Genomic DNA, 20,625 nt, shown 5'->3' with positions numbered 1-20,625 from the left:
GTTTCGTGTCGCACGATTGCGCTGCTCATGTTGTTCTCCGTGTTTGATGTGGGGCGGCGGTGCGTGTGAACATAACACTGCTAGCGAGGTTTGTGCCGGACACGATCGGCTTGCCACTCGTCCCGGCTAATGGCAAGGACTGTCGTAGTCCACTCCCGGCCCTTGAATCGTCGATCATTCACACGTTCCGATTCGAGGTGCATGCCAACGGTTTTGCAGAGCCTTATCGCCGCCCTGTTCTCCGAAATCGTTTCCGCGAAGATTCGCTGAACTGCCAGTTCGAGGAAGCCGAATTCCAGCAGAGCATCCACGGCATAGCTCGCAACGCCCGTCCCATGCCATCGCCGTCCTAACTCACAACCTATCGATGCGTGCCCGGGGGGCTCAATTCGAATACCGCAGGAACCCATCAGGTCGCCAGTGTCCGAGACAATCGCCAGTTGATACTTCGTCCGCGGCGCTTCTTCGCGCTGCGAGATGAACATGCGGAGCAACTCTCCGGCTCTGTCTGCTCCAGAATCCTCTTCGCTATAAAAGCGCTGAAATTTCGGATCGCTTCGAAGGTTTTGATACTGCGGCAAGTCGTCCCATTGGAAGTCCCTGAGGAGGATTCCCCTGGCAGGTATCGAAATCATGGTCCGATCGCAACTGCCTTAGTTTGGCGATTGTCCATGCCAATAGCGCCGAATTTGCCCTATGTAGTACCTGGCGGTCCATCCGAATAGCGCGATTAACGTGACTCCACCCACGCGGCTAAAAATTGATGTGTGTCCGTCGGCGAAACCAAGCACCATCCAGGCGCTCGCAGCGATTAGTACCGCACATACCGCACACGCGAAAAGTGCTCGAAGAATAGATTTATCCACTTGCGTCTCTGGTTACCTGACAAACGCGATTATATCCACGCGAAAACAAGTGCTCGATAGCCGCCGCTAGCCGAATTGAAATCTCCACGCGAGCGACCGTTCTCCTGATAGCGCGCCGCAAGACCGAGCGGCTTCGACAATTCGTCAGAGCAAACCAGGAGCATCACGATGAACCCCAACAAGGCCCTTTGGGAAAAAGGCGACTTCACGCGAATCGCGCAGACCATGCGGGAAAGTGGGGAGGTGCTGGTCAAGAGGCTCGGAATCAAGGAAGGACAGCAGGTACTCGACCTGGGCTGCGGCGACGGAACGACAGCGATACCTGCTGCGCAACTCGGCGCGCAAGTACTCGGCGTCGACATCGCGAGCAACCTCGTAGAGGCGGGTAACGCCCGCGCCAGGGAGCTGCAACTGACGAACTGCAAATTTCAGGAAGGCGACGCATGCGATCTGCGAGACCTGAAAGACGGCAGCTTCGATCTCGTCGTCAGCATCTTTGGCGCCATGTTCGCACCGAGGCCAATGGATGTAGCGCGAGAAATGGTGCGCGTAACACGACCCGGCGGCCGGATCACGATGGGCAACTGGATTCCCAACGATCCAACCCTGGTCGCGCGCCTGCTCAAGATCGGCGCAGCGTACTCTCCACCGCCGCCGGAAGGATTCATCAGCCCGATGCTGTGGGGCGTCGAGGACAACGTGATCGAGCGATTCGGTGCAGCAGGCGTGAAGCGCGAGCAGATCGCATTCGAACGGGCGACCTACTTCTTCAACTATCGCGGCACACCCGCTGGATTCGCCAACGAATTCAGAAACTTCTACGGACCGGCGATGAATGCATTCGATGCCGCGGAGAAGAACAGCCGATCCGCCGATCTGCAAAATGAACTGGAAGACCTGTTCGAGAGCGAGAACAGAGGTTCGCAGAAGGACGCGCTATCGATTCCCGCCACTTTCCTGCACGTTACCGTGACGCTCTAACGCCCATCACGGCGCGGCGGTTTCAATCGCCGCCGCATGCGCAAAAAACCGCCCAAGCTCGCGCGCAAGACTATTGAGCGCAGCCATCTCACGCTGCGAGATCCGCCGGGGTTCATGCGTCAACGACCAGTCGCCGTATAGCAGCGCGACGGTCGATTGATTCTCCGCGGCAATCGGCAGCAACACGAACGAGCGCGCGTCATCGATCGAACGACGAAACCACTGCGGCAGACGCGCGAGCATCTTCGGATCGCGCGCGTTCTCGATGAAAATGCCCACCGAGTTCGCAATGGCGAGATGGAACACATCGGGTTCAAACGCGGCGTCGAACCAGAGCTTCGGCAGCGCAGCTTCGACGTTCGGCCCAAAACCGAGCTTGGCCTTGAACGTGCCGCTGCCGTGCCGGACGAACACAATCGTGCGCGTGAAGCCGAGGCCCGCCAGCACGGTTTCGGACGCGAGCGTAAGCGCAGGCCCGAGTGCGTGGTCCGACGGGAGCGCACGCAGATCCTCGAGGCCCGCACCGAGACGCGTCTCCGGATCGAGTGTCGCGCGCGCCATCGCATCGGCGTTGGCGCGCAATGCGACGATCTCCCGCATCACACTATCTCCGGCTTCTTCACGAGCCAGCGCGACGCTCATGTCCACCAGCGCGTCAGGATCGGTACCGAGCACGCGGTTGTAGCGGTATGCCAGCTGGACGATGTGCATTTCGCGCTGTGTGTCGGGTAGGTTCGGCGCGCTCAGCACGTCGGCGACTTCGGTCGAATAGCGGGTGATCGCACGCAGCCATTGCACCTGGCGCGGCTCATCAGCCTGCGGGTCGTATTCGCTCATGCTCATGCGGATCGTCTCCGGCAGGCGCCAGCGAATCGCCGCTTCGAGACCGATTTCCTCGAACGTCACGCCGAGCACGCTCTCGCAGGCGGTGTTTTCATCGATACCGGTTTCGACCTGGCGACGGATCTGATCCCATTCCGCGTCGAGATAGAACACGACGAGCAGCTTGCCGACCTGGCGCATCAGCGTGCAGACAACGGCCTCTTCGCCGGCGCGCAGGTCGCCGTGCTCGGTCAGCTTGCGCGCGACGCAGCCCGACAGCATCGTGCGATTCAGTTCGAGCTTGGCGTCGATGCGGCGCGGCACGCTGTGATGGAAGTGATCGACGATTTTCAGTCCGACGATCAGGTGGCCGACCGCGTCCATACCGAGCACCATCAGCGCCCGCGTCACCGTCGTGATGTTGCCGCCGAACGCCATGTACATCGCCGAGTTCGCGAGTCGCAGCACTTTCTGAGTCAACGCGAAATCGGACAGCACCACTTGCACGAGCGAACTGAAGTCGAGTTCCTCGTTGTTCATTGCCGCCATCGTCGTGCGTAACGACTGCGACAGCATCGGGAAGTCGCCGCGTTCGCTCATCCGATCCCAAAGCCTGTCGAGCACCGCTGCCTTTAGCATGTGGATCCCGCGAAACCCATACGTGTTCCCGTGAGTGGCATGCCGGCGCGAGGCCAGCGTTCGAGGTGCGAAAGCGTTGCGTGGTTCATGTCGTGGAGCAGGGCACATCGTGCAGATGCAGCGAACGCGACACAAAGCGCTGCGCGAGTTCTTCCGACGGCAACGCCTGGCAGACCACCCAGCCCTGTATGTGGCCGCAGCCCATTTCCGTGAGCAGCGTTCGCTGCGCCTCGGTCTCGACACCTTCCGCGACCAGTTCGAGATCGAGCGTCTGTGCAAGGCCGACTACCGCGTTGACGATCGCCTGATCGTTGCGCGAGGTCAGCAGGTTCTCGACAAAACTCCGGTCGATTTTCAGTTTCGCAAGCGGGAAGCGCTGCAGGTAAGCGAGGCTCGAATAACCGGTGCCGAAATCGTCGATGGCGAAGCGGATGCCGATCGCGGTCAGCTCTTCGAGCAGCGCCTTGGCGTGCGGCGGATCGCGCATCAACAGGCTCTCGGTAATCTCGAACACGAGACGACGCGGATCGAGACCGGTCAGCGCAATCGCTTCGCGCACGCTGTCCCTGAAGCGCGGGTCGCGAAACTGCTGCGGCGAAACATTGACGGCGACGTACTGCAGCGAGATGCCTTGGCCATCCCACTGGATCAACTGCATGCACGCGGCCTTCAACACCCAGTTGCCGAGATAGTTGATCAGGCCCACCGCTTCGGCGAGCGGAATGAACACCGCCGGCGGCACGAGCCCATGCTGCGGATGATGCCAGCGCATCAACGCTTCGACGCCGACCACGCCGTGGCTCTGGCTGCTGGTGATCGGCTGGAAGTGCAGCGAGAATTCGCCGTTGCGCACGCCGTCGTACAGGTCGGATTCGAGCTGCAGGCGCTCGGCATCGGCGGGGCTGTCGTCGGCGACGTAGAACGCGAGCGTGTTGCCACCGGCGGCCTTCGCCTGGGTCAGTGCGTGATCGGCCCAGCGCAGCAGATGACTGTCGCGCGTCGCCGCGTCGTCCGCGTGGCGGACGTCGGGATACAGCGCGATGCCGATGCTCGCTGACAGATGCACCTGCTGGCCGCGGTACGCATACGGTTGTTGCACCGCAGTCAGCAGTCGTCGTGAGAGCGTCTCGGCGGCTGCGGCGACCTGGGTGCGGCTGCCGCCGGTGGGCAGCAGGATCGCGAATTCGTCGCTGGCGATGCGCGCGATCGTCTCGCCCTGGCTGGCGATGCTCAGAACGCGCCGCGCGGTTTCGCGCAACATTTCGTCGCCGGCATCGTAGCCGAGCGCGCGGTTCACGCGCTGGTAGTCGTCGAGATCGAGCAGCAGCAGCGCAGCCGGCGCGCTGAGCGTGTCCGCACGTTGTTGGGCATCGAGCAGTGCCGGAACCAGCGCCGACAGATTGGCGATGCCAGTGAGCGGATCGTGATGCAGCGCGTGCGTGAGACGTGCTTCGGTGGCGCGCCACGACGAGACGTCGAAGCCCGCGATCGCATAGCCTTCTACGCCGTCGTGATGATTACGCACGACCCGCAGTTCGACGGAAACCGGGTAGGTCAGCGACTTGATCAGGTCGAGCGTGGCTTTCTCGACTGTGCCGCTGGCGTTCGCGCGGGCAAGCAGCGCGAGGAAGCGGGCGGCGTCGGCGGGTGCGATGAGATCGTGCAGCGTCACGGTTTGCAGATACTCGCGGTGATAACCGATGAAGCGCAGGCTCGCGTCGGACACATACAGAAAGCGCAGGTCGCGGTCGACGTGAACAAGGAAGTCGACCGCGCCGACGGTCTCCTCGAACTCGAAGCGTGGCGGCGTACCGGCCCGCGAGGGTCGGCGGTTCGCACGCCGGCCGAGCGCACGAAACCGGTCGATGACCGTGCGCAAGGAGCGCGGGTGGGGCGCGATGATCGTGTTCGCTTCCATGTCTGTGGCTGGCAACCCGTATCGGTTCAGCATCGGGGCGGTTCGCTCCGGTCCGAAGGATGGAACTACCCATCAAAACGTGATATCGACCGACCCGAGGGAATCTTTAGGTTTTCCTGACAGTTTGCTGCGCGGTAATCGGTATGCGAACGAAGGGCGCGGGTGAATGCGCCATGAATGCCGGTTGCACCCACAAACGTCCCGCCCGCCCGCGTGAGAGCGCGGCGCGCCGTAACGTGGTCCAATAGCGGGGTCCGATAGCGACGCGGCTGCGGCGCAGCGCAGCATGCCCATGACTGACATTCACGAGCGAGGTGACGATATGAAGCGAAAAGGGTGGCCGGCGGTGGCCGCGGGTCTGGTATGCGCGGGGCTTGCCCTGCATTCGATGATCGCGTCGGCGACGCTCAAGCCTGGCGATCAGGCGCCCGATTTCACCACCCAGGCTTCGCTGGGCGGCAAGACCTACACGTACGCACTGGCCGACGCGCTGAAGAAGGGGCCGGTGGTGCTGTACTTCTATCCGGCCGCGTTCACGAAAGGCTGCACGATCGAGGCGCACGAGTTTGCCGAAGCCGTCGACGAATACAAGCAGTACGGCGCGACGGTCATCGGTGTGTCGCACGACAACATCGATACGCTGACGAAGTTCTCGGTCAGCGAGTGCCGCAGCAAGTTCCCGGTTGCGGCCGATGAAGACTCGAAGGTCATCAATGCCTACGACGCCGGCATGCCGATGCACGCGGCGATGGCAAACCGGGTGTCGTATGTGATCGCACCCGACGGCAAGATTCTCTACGAATACACGAGCCTGTCGCCCGACAAGCATGTGGAGAACACGCTGAACGCCGTCAAGGCGTGGGCGGCCGCGCACAAGCAGCAGTAATCGCTGGATGTAATCCGTTTCACGGCACGCGGGCGCAGCGCCTGCGTGCCTTCAGTCTCCCGATGGTGGTCTGCATGCCAATCCTGATTGTCCTGATCGTATTGATCGCGCTGATTTACGGCGCGGTGTGGTCGTTCGACACACTCGCCGTGCTGTTCGGCTACGGTGTCGCGATCGGCGCGGCCGTGGTTGCAGCGGCGCTGCTGATTGCGGCGATCGCCTGGTGGTGGCGACGCCGGCGTGACGTTGCAGCGAACATTCACGACGGCGACTGGACGCACGAATTGAAGGGCGGCTGGGGCGAGGTACGGCTTGCAGCGGGCAAGCGGTTATGCAACCTGCAGGTGGACAACGTGCAGGGCGCCTACATCTTTGCCGACCTCGAAAGCGCGACCGCGCAACGCGATGCGCAGCGCGGCTGGCAGGTCGAACTCAAGGTCAAGGATGCGAAGCGGCCGGTCTGGTCGCTGCCGGTCGGCGACGAGCGCCGTGCGAAGCAGTGGGCGCGGATCTTTACGCTGGCGATCCAGCAGAAGCTTTGAGCACTTACGCCGACTGTGCGCCGCGCCGCGCGCCGCGGTTTTCCCATCGCACACGAATCCGGTCCATGTAGAGATATACGACCGGCGTCGTATAGAGCGTCAGCAACTGGCTCACAATCAATCCACCGACAATCGAAATCCCCAGCGGTGCCCGCAGCTCCGCGCCTTCGCCATGTCCGAACGCAAGCGGCAGGGCGCCAAGCAGCGCGGCGCAGGTTGTCATCATGATCGGCCGGAAGCGCAGCAGACACGCCTCGCGGATCGCATCGCGTGATGACAGCCCGTGGCGCGACGCTTCGATCGCAAAGTCGACCATCATGATCGCGTTCTTCTTCACGATACCGATCAGCAGGATCACGCCGATCAACGCGATGATGCTGAACTCGGTCTTGAAGAGCAGCAGCGCAAGCAGCGCGCCGACCCCCGCCGACGGTAGCGTCGACAGAATCGTCAGCGGATGGATGTAGCTCTCGTACAGCACGCCCAGCACGATATACACCGCGGCGAGCGCGGCGAGGATCAGGATCGGCTGATCCGACATCGATTGCTGGAACGCCTGCGCCGTGCCCTGGAAGCTACCGTGGATCGTCGCCGGCATGCCGATCTGCGCCATCGTGTCGTAGATCGCCTGAGTCGCATCCGACAGTGACTTGCCCGGCGGCAGATTGAACGAGATCGTCGAGGCGACGAACTGGCTCTGGTGGTTCACCGCGAGCGGCGTATTGCCGGGGCCGAAGCTCGCGATTGCCGACAGCGGGATCATCGTTTCCTTCGACGTCGACACCGCCGCCCCCGACGATGCACTTGATTTGCCGCTCGCCGCGATCGAGTTGATCGCCTGGTTGCGCGCGGAGTCTGCGGCGATGCTGGCTGCGCTCGTCGCCGTCGTGCCACCGGTGCCGCCAATCGCGGTGCGCGTCGTGCCAGTGGTGGGTCCGATCACCGTGCCGGCCGCTGCGTTGGTGGTCTGCGCGCCGCTCGCGCTGCCACCCGACGTGCTGATCCAGATCTGGTTGAGCATGTCGGGGCTCTGCCAGTACTTCGGTGCGACTTCCATCACGACGTGATACTGGTTCAGCGGGTTGTAGATCGTCGACACCTGACGCTGACCAAACGCGTCATAGAGCGTGTTGTCGATCTGCGCCGGCTTGATACCGAGCCGCGCGGCAGTGGAGCGATCGATCGTCACCATCGATTCAAGCCCACCCTGCTGCTGGTCGGAGTTCACGTCCGCGAGTTCGGGGCGGGCCTGCAGCGCCTCGGTGAGGAGTGGCCCCCATTTGTAGAGATCTTCAGTGGTGTCGGACAGCAGCGTGAACTGATACTGCGCATTCGATTGCCGGCCGCCCACGCGAATGTCCTGTACCGCCTGCAGGAAGGTGCGGGCGCCCGCCACGTCGGAGAGCGGTACGCGCAGTTGCGCGATGACTTCATCGGCGGACAGCTTGCGTTTGGTCTCCGGCTTGAGGACGACGAACATGAAGCCCGAGTTGGTCTGCCGGCCGCCTGTGAAACCGACCACGCTGTCGACAGCGGGGTTCTTCTGCACGATCGCCATCATCTCGGAGAACTTGATTTTCATCGCCTGGAACGAGGTGCTCTGGTCGGCCTGAATGCCGCCGATCAGCCGCCCGGTATCCTGCTGCGGGAAGAACCCCTTCGGCACGATGATGTACAGCCAGACGTTCAGTCCGACGGTCAGGAATAGAACGGTGAGGATCAACCGCGGATGGCGCAACGACCAGTTGAGCGTGCGTTCGTAGCCGTGCTGCATGCGCGTGAAACCGCGTTCGAGCCACTGACCGAAGCGCCCTTCCTTCTGCTGGTCGCGTGGTTCGCGCAGTAGCCGCGAGCACATCATCGGTGTGAGCGTCAGCGACACGATCAGCGACACGCCGATCGCGAGCGACAGCGTCAGCGCGAATTCGCGAAACAACCTGCCGACGATTCCCCCCATCAGCAAAATAGGCAGGAACACCGCGACGAGCGACACGCTGATCGACAGCACTGTGAATCCGACTTCGCGCGCGCCGAGAAACGCCGCCTTCATGCGCGGCACACCGTTCTCGATATGCCGCGAGATATTTTCGAGCACCACGATTGCATCGTCGACGACGAAGCCGGTTGCGATGGTCAACGCCATCAGCGACAGATTGTCGATCGAGAAGCCGAGCAGATACATCGCCGCAAACGTACCGATGATCGAGATCGGCACGGCAACGCTCGGAATCAGCGTCGCGCGCCAGTTGCGCAGGAACAGGAACACCACCATCACGACGAGCGCGACGGCGATGATCAGCGTGCGCTCGGTGTCTCTGAGCGACGCGCGGATCGTGGTGGAGCGATCCGCGGTGGGCAGTACCTCGACATCGGCCGGCAGCGATGCCTTCAACTGCGGCAGCATCGCAATCACGCGGTCGATCGTCTCGATGATGTTTGCGCCGGGCTGGCGGTACAGGATGACGAGCACCGAGCGCTTGCCGTTCGTGAGGCCGAGGTTGCGCAGGTCTTCCACCGAATCGACCACTTCAGACACATCGGACAGCTTCACCGCAGCGCCGTTGCGATAGGCGATGACGAGGTCCTTGTACTGTGTCGCCTTCGATGCCTGGTCGTTGGTATAGATCTGCACGCGGTTCGGCCCGAACTCGATCGAACCCTTCGGGCTGTTCGCGTTCGCCGATGCAAGTGCGGCGCGCACATCCTCGAGGCCGATGCCGTAGTGAAACAGCGCCTGCGGTTCGAGTTCCACGCGCACGGCCGGACTCGCCGAACCGGCCACGTCGACTTCGCCGATCCCATCCACCTGCGACAGCGACTGCTGCAACACCGTGGCGGCGGAGTCGTACAGCTGGCCAGCCGGTAGCGTGTTTGACGTGAGCGCGAGAATCAGGATCGGCGCATCGGCGGGATTGACCTTGTGGTATGTCGGGTTACTGCGCAGGCTCGCAGGCAGGTCGGCACGTGCCGCATTGATGGCTGCCTGCACGTCGCGCGCGGCACCGTCGATGTCGCGATTCAACCCAAACTGCAACGTGATGCGCGCGCTGCCGACCGAACTGCTCGACGTCATTTCCGTGACATCGGCGATCGAACCTAGATGCCGTTCGAGCGGACTCGCGACGCTGGTCGCAACGGTTTCCGGGCTGGCGCCAGGCAGGCTCGCCTGCACTGAAATGGTCGGGAAATCGACTTGCGGTAGTGGCGCGACCGGCAGCTTGACGAACGCGAACATGCCGGCGAGCGCGATGCCGACCGCCAGCAGTGTGGTGGCGACCGGGCGCTGGATGAACGGGCGCGACAGGTTCAAGCGGCCTCCTGGCGGGCGGCCTCAAGCATGGCCGCCGCGCTCGACGTACGATGCAGGCGGGGAGCGTAGTCGACGCGCGTCATGCTTCAGTTCCCGCATCGGCGGCAGGCGGCGGCGTTTCGCTACCACCACCGAACCGCGCACGCGCACGGCGTGCCAGCGAATCGAAGCCGAGATAGATCACCGGTGTCGTGAACAGCGTCAGCAGCTGGCTCACGATCAGACCGCCTGCAATCGCGATACCGAGCGGATGGCGCAACTCGGACCCGGCACCGGTGCCGAGCATCAGCGGCAATGCGCCGAGGAGCGCTGCCATCGTCGTCATCAGGATCGGCCGGAAGCGCAGCAGACACGCCTGGTAGATCGCTTCGCGCGGCGGCTTGCCCTGTTCGCGCTCGGCCTCGAGCGCGAAGTCGATCATCATGATCGCGTTCTTCTTCACGATACCGATCAGCAGCACGATCCCGATGATCCCGATGATGTCGAGATCGTGCCCCGAGACGAGCAGCGCAAGCAGCGCGCCGACACCCGCCGACGGCAGTGTGGAGAGGATCGTGATCGGATGGATGAAGCTTTCGTACAGCACGCCGAGCACGATATACATCGTGACGATCGCGGCGAGGATCAGGAACAGCTCGTTCGACAACGAAGCCTGGAACGCGAGCGCCGCACCCTGGAAGCGCGTCTGGAACGACGCCGGCAGGTTGATGTCTTTCTCCGCCTGCTGGATCGCCTTCACGGCCGCGCCGAGCGATGCGCCCGGTGCGAGGTTGAACGACACGGTGGTGGCGGGAAACTGGCTCAGGTGCGTCACGAGCAGCGGCGACGGCCGTTCATGGAAACTCGCAATCGATGCGAGCGGTACCTGGCCACCGGTCGAGGTGGAGGAGGGCAGGTAGATCGCGTTCAGCGACTCGGTGTAGTGCTGGATGCTCGGCTGCGCTTCGAGGATCACGCGGTACTGGTTCGACTGCGTGAAGATCGTCGAGATGATGCGCTGGCCGAATGCATCGTAGAGCGCGTTGTCGACGGTAGCGGGTGTGATGCCGTAGCGCGACGCGGTGGCGCGGTCAATCTCGATGTAGACCGACTGGCCGCTGCTTTGCAGGTCGGTGGCGACGTCGGCGAGTTCGGGCGATTCCTGCAGGCGCTCCACGAGCTTCGGCACCCAGGTCGAGAATTCTTCGATGTTCGGCGACGTCAGGATGAACTGATACTGCGTCGGGCTGACCGTCGAGTCGATCGTCAGATCCTGCACCGGTTGCATGTACAACGTAGCGCCAGGGATGTGTGCGACCTCGTGCTGCAGATGGCGGATCACGTCGCTGGCGGTGTTGCTGCGGTCATCGCGCGGCTTCAGGTTGATCAGCATCCGGCCGCTGTTCAGCGTGATGTTGCTGCCGTCTACACCGATGAACGACGTGAGGCTGTCGACATCCGGATTCTTCAGGATCGCGGCGGCGAGTTCCTGCTGGCGCTCGGCCATCGATGCATACGACACCGACTGCGGCGCCTGCGTGATCGCCTGGATCACGCCGGTGTCCTGCACCGGAAAGAAGCCCTTCGGAATGTAGATGTACAGCAGCGCGGTGAATACCAGTGTGAGGAGTGCGACGACCAGCGTGGAGCGCTGCCGGTCGAGCACCCATGTGAGCGCGACGGCGTAGCGGCCGATTACGTAGTCGATGAACGCGTGCGCCTTCGCTTCGAAGCGATGGCTTTCTTTTGGCGGTGTGTGGCGTAGCAGCTTTGCGCACATCATCGGCACGAGCGTCAGCGACACGACGGCCGAAATCACGATCGTCACTGCGAGCGTGATCGCGAATTCGTGGAACAAGCGGCCGACCACGTCGCCCATGAAGAGCAACGGAATCAGCACGGCGATCAGCGACACCGTCAGCGAAATGATCGTGAAGCCGATCTGCTTCGAACCTTTCAGCGCCGCTTCGAGCGGCGCTTCGCCTTCTTCGACGTAGCGCGCGATGTTCTCGATCATCACGATTGCATCGTCGACGACGAAGCCGGTGGCGATCGTCAGCGCCATCAGTGAGAGGTTGTCGAGCGAGAATCCGCACAGGTACATCACGGCGAGCGTGCCGATCAGCGACAGCGGCACCGACAGGCTCGGGATGATCGTCGCGTAGACGTTCGCGAGGAACAGGTACATCACCAGCACGACCAGTACGACTGAGGTCAGCAGTTCGAACTGCACGTCGCGCACCGACGCGCGGATCGTCGTGGTGCGATCGGTGACGATGCGCACATTGAGCGCAGCGGGTAGCGACTCCTGCAGTTGCGGCAGCAGCGCCTTGATGTTGTCGACCACCTGGATCACGTTTGCGCCCGGCTGGCGCTGCACGTTCAGGATGATCGCCGGCGTGTTGTCGACCCACGCGCCGAGCTTGGTGTTTTCTGCACCAGCGACGATGGTCGCGACGTCGGTCAGCATCACTGCGCGGCCATTCTTGTATGCGATGACCGCGGACTTGTACGCGTCGGCATCGGTCAACTGATCGTTTGCGTTGATCGTGTAAGCACGCGTCGGGCCGTCGAAGTTGCCCTTCGGTGTGTTGACGTTGAGGTTCGAGATCGTCGTGCGCAGATCGTCGAGATTCAGGCCGTAGGCGGCAAGCGCGCGTGGGTTCGCCTGAATCCGCACGGCGGGCCGTTGCCCGCCCGACAGACTGACGAGCCCGACACCCGCGACCTGCGAAATCTTCTGCGCGAGCCGCGTGTCGGCGAGATCCTGCACCTGCGTGAGCGGCATCGTCTGCGAGGTGATCGCGAGCGTGATGATCGGCGCGTCGGCCGGATTGACCTTCGCGTAGATCGGCGGTGCGGGCAGGTCGGACGGCAGCAGGTTGCCGGCGGCGTTGATCGCGGCCTGCACTTCCTGCTCGGCGATATCGAGCGGCAGATCGAGACTGAACTGCAACGTGATGATCGACGAACCCGCCGAGCTTTGCGACGACATCTGGTTCAGTGACGGCATCTGCCCGAACTGCCGTTCGAGCGGCGCAGTCACCGACGACGTCATGACGTCCGGGCTCGCGCCCGGATAGAACGTTTGCACCTGGATGGTCGGATAGTCGACCTCGGGCAGCGCCGACAGCGGCAGGAAGCGCAGTGCGACGAGCCCGACCAGCATGATTGCCGCCATCAGCAGCGCGGTGCCGACGGGGCGCAGGATAAAGGCGCGGGAGGGATTCATGCGGGATTAGCCGTGCCTTTTATTCGGAGTCTTGTGCTGGATGTTTGCGGTGGCGACGCGCGCCGGATGCCGCCGCTGCGCCGGAGGCCCAGCCATGTGCGCCATGTGCACCCGATGCTCCCGACGTTCCCGACGCTCCCGATGCACCGCGTGGCCGGTCTGCGGGAATCGTGATCTTCGCACCTTCCTTCAGGCGATCCGAACCGTCGATCACCACCCGCTCGCCAGGCTGCAGGCCCGACTGGATGCTGGTGCGTTCGCCATCGACAGGGCCAACCTTGACCTGGCGCACCGTCACCGTGTTGTCGGGCTTCACGACATACACGAACTGGCCCATCGACCCGTTCAATACCGCGGACGTCGGCACGATCGTCGCGTTGTGGATCACGTCGACGAGTAGCCGCGTATTCACGAACTGATTCGGGAACAGCGCGTTGTGGTCGTTGGCGAAACTGGCGCGCAGTTTCAGCGTGCCGGTCGTGGTGTCGATCTGGTTATCGATGGTTTCGAGGTAACCGCCTTCCAGCGACGTCGTGTTGCTGCGGTCGTAGGCAGTCACCGACATCTTCGTGCCGGCCGCGAGCTGTTTCATGATCGCGGGCAGATTGTCTTCCGAGGTGGTGAAGATCACGCTGATCGGCTGCAACTGGGTAATGACGACGATGCCGTTGGTGTCGCCCGGCGTCACGTAGTTGCCCGGATCGACCTGGCGCAGACCGACGCGGCCCGACACGGGCGCAGTGATGCGTGCGTAGATGAGGTCGAGCTTGAAGGTATCGATATTGGCCTGGTCGGACTTGACGGTGCCTTCGTACTGCCTGACGAGCGAAGCCTGGGTGTCGACCTGCTGGCTCGCGATCGAATCCTGCGCGAGCAGCGTCTGATAGCGTTTTAGATCGAGGCGGGCGGTGGCGAGCAGCGCCTGATCGCGTGCGAGCGTGCCCTGGGCATTGGCAAGCGAAATCTGATACGGACGCGGATCGACCTGCGCGAGCAGATCGTCCTTCTTCACCATCTGACCTTCCTTGAAGGCGACGGTCTGCAGCGTGCCGGACAACTGGGTGCGAACGGTGACGTTTGCGAGCGGCGTAACGGTACCGAGCGCGGTCAGTACAACTGGCATCTCGCCTTGTGTCACGGTTGCGACGTGCACCGGTTGCGGCATCGCGCCGCCCGGACCTCCGCCCGCACCGCGGCCACCATGACGTCCGCCACCGCCTGCCTCTGTCGGACCACCTGCACCGGATGGACCAGACGGGCCGCCCCATGGGTGCCAGCGGAACAACGCGAACGCCGCGATCGCCAGTACGACGACGATCAACCCGATGTTCCGGACGCGATGCGATTTGCCGGTAGCGGGCGTACGCGATGCGCCGTATGCCGGACGGACCGGGTCAGGCTGGCGCGGTTTGTCTTCTGGATGCTGTTGTTGTTCGTCCATCGGTTCTCGTTGACTGATGTGGAATGGTGCTGGATGCGAGGCGTCGGCGGAACGTGTTGCGGCGGGCAGGTTGGCGTCGGCGGCCGGCGCCGCGGGCCGGTTTTAGCGGATGCTACGCGAGACGCACAAAAAAGGGTAAGCCCGGCGATAACAGGATGTAAGCGAGCCGGAATGCGGCTCCGGGGCTCGTTACGCCGTACGCGGCCTTCGGTCCCGCCCGTACAGCGGCCACTGCGCGGGCGCCCGCACGCGAAAGCATGATGCTACGTCGGCCCCTTTGTTACAGTCCAGCCGCGTATTTTTCGGTTGATTACTCGCGGTGCGGAGATTGGCGCAGATGTCGGAGCAGATGTCGACGCGCAGTGCGGCTAGTTGTCGAGCCGCTGGCCCGGTGTGCCGCCGATTTCCTGCACGATCCTGGCAATACAGGCGAGCAGCGCGGGCGCGGCGCGCGAAATCAGCCAGTCGCGTGGACACTGATGCGCCGAGCCGCCGCAATTGACGGCGTACCGTTCGCCCGACGGCCCGATAAAGCCCGCGGCAATTGCGTTGAGCCCGTCGTACCACTCGCCGGTCGCGATCGCGAAGCCTTGCGTTGCTGTTTCCTGCAACGCGCTTTCCAGACGGTTGCTGAGATAGCCCCAGTCGTCGCCCGATGCAGCCTGCAAACCGGTCAGCAACTTTTGCCGTTCGACGTCGTTCAAGGCGGCGAGATAGGCACGCCCGACTGCCGTGCGGCACAGGTCCATCCGCGAACCGATTTCGAGCCGCGAAACCAGCACCGCCGAGCGCGGCCGGATCGCATCGATGACGACCATATCGAGCCGGTCGCGTACCGCGAGATGTACCGACAGTGAGGTGCGTTCCGCCAGCTCGATCAGGAAAGGCCGCGACCGCGCGCGGATATCGAAATTGCGCAGGAAGCCGTTACTCAGTTCAAGTACCGAAGAGGTGAGCACGAAGCGTTCGCTGTCGGGCAGGCGAAACAGGAAGCCCGCACTGACGAGCGTGGCAGTGATGCGGGAGACGGTTGGCTTCGGAATGCCGGTCTGCTCGGTGAGCTCGCGGTTGCTGAGGGGGGCATCGGCGGCAGCGATGCGTCGCAATACAGTCAGGCCGCGTGCGAGCGCCGTAACCTCGTCGCCGGAACCGTCCTTGTCTTTGACGGGGTCGGCGGGGCGGGAGGGCGTCGGAAGCTGGTTCATGTCGTTTTATGGAACTTTATTTCAGTTTAGCCACTCTGGACGCATCTGTCGTTCTACCGGGCAGATACGGGCGATCCCCTTGTGTCGGCGGTTCGGGGCCCTTTTTTATGATGAATTATTGTATAGGCCTTTAAAAGAAGTACCTGGCGAACCACATCAGATTTTTCTTGACTTAGTCAGCATAACCATAAAAAATGGAACCCTATTTCGAAAGCGGCCTTTGTGTGCCGTGTCTCTTAGCTGGACTTGAAGCCAATATGTGGTTTCCCGGCCAGTCCAATACTTCTGGTAGCGTCCCCGGCCAGCAGTTCCAGCGCTTTCGGATCCCCTCTCTCAGGTTCTAGCACGGCCCTCGGAATGGCTAGAACTTTTCAAGGCGTCACGGTCACGTGGCGCCTTTTTTTTGCCTGCGATTTTCACCGATAAGCAGTATGCATACCGCATGCCTGCTTCAGCGGCTTGCCAGCACGACTGTGCCGATCCCCAGCAGGGTCATCGCCAGCGATGCGCAGACGTGGATCGCGATTTCGCCGGCCGCCCAGCCGAGCCGCCCATCCTGCAGGCGCTGGACGACCTCGGCGGAGAAGGTCGAGAAGGTGGACAGGCCGCCCATCAAGCCGGTGATGATAAAGAGCCGCCATTCGGGCGCGACGCCCGGGTGGCGCGCAAAGTAGGCGACGGCGACGCCGATCACATAGCCGGCAATCACATTGGACGCGAGGGTGCCGAGCGGCAGGGCGGGAAATACGCCGTTCAGACGGATACCGAGGAGCCAGCGCAGCAGGGAGCCGGCAGCACCGCCGATGCCGACGGCGAGAATAGACAGATACATGAGCGGGAGTGAACGGGAGAGGGGCCCGGAAGCCAGAAAGTCGACAGGCCGGGCTGCAAACGACATGATGCCGCGTCCGCAGTGATCCGGGCTAGGCAGGCATCATCAGCCACGAGGGCGGTTAACGGAGAATGCCATCTCCGGCGGGGAAGTCTATCACCGGCGGGGATTGGCCGGTAGACAGGGGCCGGAGAGGGGCCGGAGGGCGTGCTCCGGACACAAAAATATGCAGCACGCACGGGCTTCGCGCTGAACCGCGGGCAGGTGCGTTGCGCGGCTTTGTCATCCGGTGAAAACGTCGACATAATGTGCCGTCCCGCGTGCGCCGCACGCCGGGACCCACGACCTTCCTCGCGCGCATGAGACTGACGACCAAAGGGCTGCTGCTGATCGCGATTCCCGCTGTGTTCGAACTGGCGTTGCTGTCCGGGCTCGTGAAGGCGCAGGCCGACGCCGAAGAGGCCGAACGCTGGGCGACGCATAGTCAGGAGGTGCTGCGCCAGACCACGTCGATTCTGGAGCCGGTGCTGCTCGAGTCGCTGCGGCTGCGCGGCGCGGTGATCGGCGGCGACGCGAATCTCTCGACGCCCATCGCGCTGTGGATGGATATCGATCGCCGGATCGACCAGCTCGTCGAACTGGTCGCCGACAATCCGACCCAGGTCGAACGCGCGGGGCAGATTCGCCAGGCCGTGCAGGCGTATCGCCAGTGGTCTGACCGCGTCCAGGATCTGATGCAGTCGGGGCGCCGACAGGATGTACTCGAGCGTTTCCGCGAACAGGCCACCACCGATGTACTCGACCGCTTTCGCGGCCAGGTCTCCGCGTTCCAGGGCGAGGAGCGGCGGCTCGACTCGCTGCGCGCCTCGGCTGCCGAAGAGGCGCATGCGCAGCAGCAAACCTTGATCGTCACCGCCGTGATCGGCTCGATCCTGTTTGTCGCGCTGGCCATCTGGCTTTTCACGCGCGGCGTCAGTGGGCGGCTCGCGCTGCTGTCCGCGAACGCGGGGCGGCTCGCCGGTAGTGAGCCGCTGGCGCCGGCCGCGCCCGGTAGCGACGAAATCGCCAACCTCGATCTGACCTTGCACGACACGAGCCGGCGTCTGCTCGAAGCCGAACGTCTGCAGGCGCGCTTCCAGTCCGACCTCGCGCGCCGTGCCGACGAACTCGCGCGCATCAACGAAACACTGCGTCAGCAGACGCAGGAAAACGAAATGTTTATCTACAGCGTGTCGCATGATCTGCGCGCGCCGCTGGTGAATTTGCAGGGCTTTTCGAAAGAGCTGATTCACGCGTGCGAGGATTTGCGCACGGCAATCCGGCAGTCGTCGTTGGTTTCCGCGGATCTTCAGCGCATCGAGCGGCTGATCGAAGACGATATCGGCGAAGCGCTGCACTATCTGCAGACTGCGGTGCTGCGCGCGTCGCACATCATCGATGCGCTGCTGCGCCTGTCGCGCGTCGGCCGCGTCGAGTACCGGCAGCAACAGGTGCACCTGGGCGATCTCGTGCAGCGTGTGGTCGATGCGATGCAGGTGTCGATCAAGGCGCGTCGCGCGAATGTCGTCGTGCACGATCTGCCGCCGGTCTGGGGCGACCCGACTGCGCTCGAGCAGGTGTTCGCGAATCTGATCGGTAACGCGATCAACTATCTCGATCCGTCGCGCGAAGGGCTCGTCGAGATCGGCACGACGCCGGCGCCGCCGGGCGTGCACTCGTTGCGCATCTTCTATGTGAGGGACAACGGGCTCGGTATTCCGGAGGTCGCGCTACCGCGGCTTTTCAACGCGTTTCAGCGGCTGCATGTGAATGTCGCGACAGGCGAGGGCATCGGGCTCGCGCTGGTGCGTCGCGTAGTCGAACGGCATGGCGGCCGGGTGTGGGCGGAATCGTCGGAAGGGGCCGGCACGACGTTCTATCTGTCGCTGCCGGAAGCGGCCGGCCGTCTCGCGCGCGAAACGGCCGCGCTGTCCTATGCCGAGGACCAGGAGTTGCGGTTCAGCACGCGCTGAACCGCCGCGGCGCCACACTGCGCGCCGCCTGGTTGCGTCAAAGCTCGATGCGTGTGCCGAGCAGCACGAGGAACTGCCGCAACCATTCCGGATGCGCGGGCCATGCGGGCGCAGTGACGAAGTTTGCGTCGGTGATCGCTGCATCGACGGGGATATCGGCGTAGTCGCCGCCCGCGAGCGTCACCTCCGGCGCACACGCCGGGTACGCGGAAATGCGGCGGCCGCGAATCACATCGGCGGCGGCCAGCAACTGCGCCGCATGACAGACCGCCGCGATCGGCTTCTTCTCCTCGGCAAACTGCCGCACGATATCGAGCACCTTCTGGTTCAGCCGCAGATATTCGGGTGCGCGGCCACCGGCAATCGCGAGCGCGTCGTACTGCGTCGGGTCGACGTCGTCGAACGTTGCATTGAGCGTGAACTGGTGTCCGGGCTTTTCCGTGTAGGTCTGATCGCCCTCGAAGTCGTGGATCGCCGTCTTGATGCGTTCGCCGGCGTGTTTGCCGGGACACACCGCGTCGACGATGTGGCCGACTGCCTGGAGTGCCTGGAACGGCACCATCGTTTCGTAATCCTCGGCGAAGTCGCCGGTCAGGAACAGAATCTTCTTCGCTGCCATCGCATGCCTCCGGTTGGAGAGGAAATTCATCGAACCTGGAGGCAGTCTACTCCTGCGAGTTTGACAGTACCGCGACGGTGGACCGCATGACCGTGTGTGGCTTTTACCCGCATTTGCAGGTCATGCTGGGCCGCCCCGGACGGTCCTGGTTGCTCCGAATCGAGACCCCCGAACGCGCGGGCGTATGATGGCTGCGTTTCCGTGTCTAAAGCCGCTCGCAGCGGCTCCCCTCTCGCAATGATCCAGAATGCCAGTCGTTCCCTGTTCCGTCGTACCGCTGCCGCTGCTGTCCTGCTCGTGACGCTGACCGCGTGCGAGAAAAACGATACGTCTGCTCAGACAAAACTCAATGACGTCGCACAGCAGGCCAGTCAGAAACTCGATCAGGCGGCGAGCTATGTTGGCCAGCAGGTCGATACTGCGCGCGCTACCGCACAGCAAAGTCTCGATGCTGCATCGAAACCATCTATCACCATCGATCCATCCGTGCTTGCATCCACTGCGCAGGCTCATCTGCAGAGCGCGGCAAGTGCGGCTCAGGGCGCGCTCGGCCGTGCGGCGGCATTGACCGGCACGGGCCTCGAAACGACGGGACGCAGACTGCAGGAATGGTCGAGCCAGTCGGCGGCTTCATCGACGTCGGCAAGCGATACCACCGATGCGCAGAAGCAGATGGACAAGTAACGCACTGCGCGTTGTTATGACGTTTTTGACAGAACGTATAAATGTACTTATGCTGGTTACACATTGTCGTCAGGCTGGTGCGCTGTGAATACGAGTAGCCGGTTTGCCTTCGCGGTTCACATCCTGGCGCTGCTGTCGTTGCAGGATGACGTACCGCTGTCGTCGGAGATGATCGCGGGGAGCGTCAATACGAATGCGGCGCTGATCCGCCGTCTGTTGACGATGCTTGCAGACGCGGGGCTCACCACGTCGCAGCTGGGCGCGGGCGGTGGGGCGCTGCTGGCGCGCGCACCCGAAGACATCTCGCTGATCGAAATCTATCGTGCCGTCGACGATGCACAACTGTTCGCACTGCACCGCGAAGCGCCGAATCCGGACTGCATGGTTGGGCGCCACATTCAGAGCGTGTTAACCGGCATCATTGATGACGCACAGCAGGCGATGGAAGCGTCGCTCGCGGCCCGCACGCTTGCGAATGCGACAGCGGATGTGGTGCGGGCGGAACGCTCGCGCGGGCGCAAGCGGCGAGCCAGTGGATGACGCAGCGAAACCTGCGCACGCGGTCTGACGGTAAAGAAGGACGACGGGGAGAAGCCCCGCTTTTTTTCGTTGTATATGTAATCAATGTAGTTACACATAACCGGCTTTGAAGGAGTA

General features: G+C 63.0%; 15 protein-coding genes and 1 riboswitch. Of the genes, 6 read left to right on the top strand and 9 right to left on the bottom strand.

Annotation, left to right across the window (positions count from 1 at the left end):
- Positions 1–80 precede the first annotated feature (80 nt).
- Entirely contained in the window at positions 81–635 is a 555-nt protein-coding gene (locus tag BWP39_RS09230) for a GNAT family N-acetyltransferase (protein WP_096719125.1), read from the bottom strand.
- Positions 636–1,034: 399 nt separating this feature from the next.
- On the opposite strand from BWP39_RS09230, the gene BWP39_RS09225 reads away from it, so the two are divergent.
- Positions 1,035–1,847 (top strand): class I SAM-dependent methyltransferase, encoded by an 813-nt coding sequence (locus BWP39_RS09225; RefSeq protein ID WP_096719123.1) that lies wholly within the window; start codon positions 1,035–1,037, stop codon positions 1,845–1,847.
- A 6-nt stretch (positions 1,848–1,853) separates the two neighbouring features.
- On the opposite strand, the gene BWP39_RS09220 is transcribed toward BWP39_RS09225, so the two are convergent.
- Positions 1,854–3,308 carry an HDOD domain-containing protein gene (locus BWP39_RS09220; RefSeq protein WP_096719121.1) on the bottom strand — a complete coding sequence of 485 codons (1,455 nt, stop codon included), beginning with the start codon at positions 3,306–3,308 and terminating at the stop codon, positions 1,854–1,856.
- A gap of 85 nt (positions 3,309–3,393) precedes the next feature.
- Entirely contained in the window at positions 3,394–5,226 is a 1,833-nt protein-coding gene (locus tag BWP39_RS09215; RefSeq protein WP_096719119.1) for a putative bifunctional diguanylate cyclase/phosphodiesterase, read from the bottom strand.
- 322 nt (positions 5,227–5,548) lie between these two features.
- On the opposite strand from BWP39_RS09215, the gene BWP39_RS09210 reads away from it, so the two are divergent.
- Positions 5,549–6,112, top strand: coding sequence for a peroxiredoxin (locus BWP39_RS09210; protein WP_096719117.1), 564 nt, complete (start codon positions 5,549–5,551; stop codon positions 6,110–6,112).
- A 74-nt stretch (positions 6,113–6,186) separates the two neighbouring features.
- Positions 6,187–6,654, top strand: a complete 468-nt coding sequence (locus BWP39_RS09205; protein WP_096719715.1) for a hypothetical protein — start codon at positions 6,187–6,189, stop codon at positions 6,652–6,654.
- 4 nt (positions 6,655–6,658) lie between these two features.
- Here the strand turns inward: BWP39_RS09205 and BWP39_RS09200 are convergent, their stop codons facing one another.
- The 5 genes from BWP39_RS09200 to crcB all read right to left on the bottom strand — a co-directional run bounded on the left by BWP39_RS09200 (position 6,659) and on the right by crcB (position 16,653).
- Complete coding sequence (locus tag BWP39_RS09200) at positions 6,659–9,964, bottom strand: efflux RND transporter permease subunit (RefSeq protein ID WP_096719115.1); 3,306 nt, start codon at positions 9,962–9,964, stop codon at positions 6,659–6,661.
- Between the two features lie 79 nt (positions 9,965–10,043).
- On the bottom strand, positions 10,044–13,175 hold the full coding sequence (locus BWP39_RS09195) for an MdtB/MuxB family multidrug efflux RND transporter permease subunit (protein WP_096719113.1): 3,132 nt from the start codon (positions 13,173–13,175) through the stop codon (positions 10,044–10,046).
- 19 nt (positions 13,176–13,194) lie between these two features.
- On the bottom strand, positions 13,195–14,616 hold the full coding sequence (locus tag BWP39_RS09190) for an MdtA/MuxA family multidrug efflux RND transporter periplasmic adaptor subunit (protein WP_096719111.1): 1,422 nt from the start codon (positions 14,614–14,616) through the stop codon (positions 13,195–13,197).
- Positions 14,617–14,984: 368 nt separating this feature from the next.
- On the bottom strand, positions 14,985–15,821 hold the full coding sequence (locus BWP39_RS09185) for an IclR family transcriptional regulator (protein ID WP_096719109.1): 837 nt from the start codon (positions 15,819–15,821) through the stop codon (positions 14,985–14,987).
- A gap of 451 nt (positions 15,822–16,272) precedes the next feature.
- On the bottom strand, positions 16,273–16,653 hold the full coding sequence (crcB, locus tag BWP39_RS09180) for a fluoride efflux transporter CrcB (protein WP_096719107.1): 381 nt from the start codon (positions 16,651–16,653) through the stop codon (positions 16,273–16,275).
- Positions 16,654–16,742: 89 nt separating this feature from the next.
- A riboswitch (Fluoride riboswitch) is annotated at positions 16,743–16,804 on the bottom strand.
- A 208-nt stretch (positions 16,805–17,012) separates the two neighbouring features.
- Between crcB and BWP39_RS09175 the strand changes: the two genes are divergently transcribed.
- A complete protein-coding gene (locus BWP39_RS09175; RefSeq protein WP_096719105.1) occupies positions 17,013–18,665 on the top strand; it encodes a sensor histidine kinase in 1,653 nt (550 codons plus the stop codon).
- 37 nt (positions 18,666–18,702) lie between these two features.
- On the opposite strand, the gene BWP39_RS09170 is transcribed toward BWP39_RS09175, so the two are convergent.
- The gene (locus BWP39_RS09170; RefSeq protein WP_096719103.1) at positions 18,703–19,284 is read right to left on the bottom strand and encodes a DJ-1/PfpI family protein; all 582 of its coding nucleotides are present in this window, start codon (positions 19,282–19,284) and stop codon (positions 18,703–18,705) included.
- Between the two features lie 237 nt (positions 19,285–19,521).
- Between BWP39_RS09170 and BWP39_RS09165 the strand changes: the two genes are divergently transcribed.
- Both BWP39_RS09165 and BWP39_RS09160 read left to right on the top strand, forming a co-directional pair.
- Complete coding sequence (locus BWP39_RS09165) at positions 19,522–19,968, top strand: hypothetical protein (RefSeq protein ID WP_235851409.1); 447 nt, start codon at positions 19,522–19,524, stop codon at positions 19,966–19,968.
- Positions 19,969–20,052: 84 nt separating this feature from the next.
- On the top strand, positions 20,053–20,508 hold the full coding sequence (locus tag BWP39_RS09160) for an Rrf2 family transcriptional regulator (protein WP_096719101.1): 456 nt from the start codon (positions 20,053–20,055) through the stop codon (positions 20,506–20,508).
- The last annotated feature ends 117 nt before the right edge of the window (positions 20,509–20,625 follow it).

It is taken from the genome of Paraburkholderia acidicola, assembly GCF_002362315.1.
GTDB classification, from domain to species: domain Bacteria; phylum Pseudomonadota; class Gammaproteobacteria; order Burkholderiales; family Burkholderiaceae; genus Paraburkholderia; species Paraburkholderia acidicola.
This window is presented reverse-complemented; position numbering and strand designations above follow the sequence as displayed.